This is a genomic window from Delftia sp. ASV31, from assembly GCF_016428765.1.
GTDB classification, from domain to species: Bacteria; Pseudomonadota; Gammaproteobacteria; order Burkholderiales; family Burkholderiaceae_C; genus Comamonas; species Comamonas acidovorans.
The window spans coordinates 1-467 of sequence record NZ_JAELTK010000211.1 but is presented as its reverse complement, the minus strand read 5'-3'; the positions used below and the strand labels follow the sequence as shown (position 1 = coordinate 467).

1 protein-coding gene is annotated in these 467 nt (G+C 43.5%); it reads right to left on the bottom strand.

The window, feature by feature from the left end; genetic code table 11:
• Positions 1-351, bottom strand: a 351-nt coding sequence (locus JHD82_RS29040) for a hypothetical protein (protein ID WP_199140360.1), incomplete at its 3' end; no start/stop codon positions are given.
• Positions 352-467 lie beyond the last annotated feature (116 nt).

Sequence of the window (467 nt, the reverse complement as noted above, 5' to 3'; positions counted from 1 at the left end):
ACGCGATGCCATAAATGCGAATTTGATAGCATTGTTTCGAGGATCTCTATTGCTTAAATCATCTGCATTATTATGCCATCCGTGGACATAAACAAGCACATGTAATGGCCCTTTGTGATTTTTAATCCAATGAAGAATGGCTGCCTTTTGCCATATATCGTGCGGAGTTCCATCTTCTGCATACTCTATCCATGCTTGTTGAAATTCTGTTTGATTTCGTGTCTCCGTTGCATTTTTAGGGCAAATAGAAGACTCGAGTAAATTCTCGCTACCGCTCAAAGGTGGGGTTGGGTCAAGAAAGCATGACCCCCATCCGTTGGGCTTGATAAACAAATTGCTGCGAACGCTCACGGCCCGCTCTAGTAACTCATCACTGCAAACTTTTTGATCTTTGCAGATAGCATGGTATGGGACATCTGGTACAGAGCTGCAGGCTTGCAGAGACGAAATGCACAAAACGATTATTC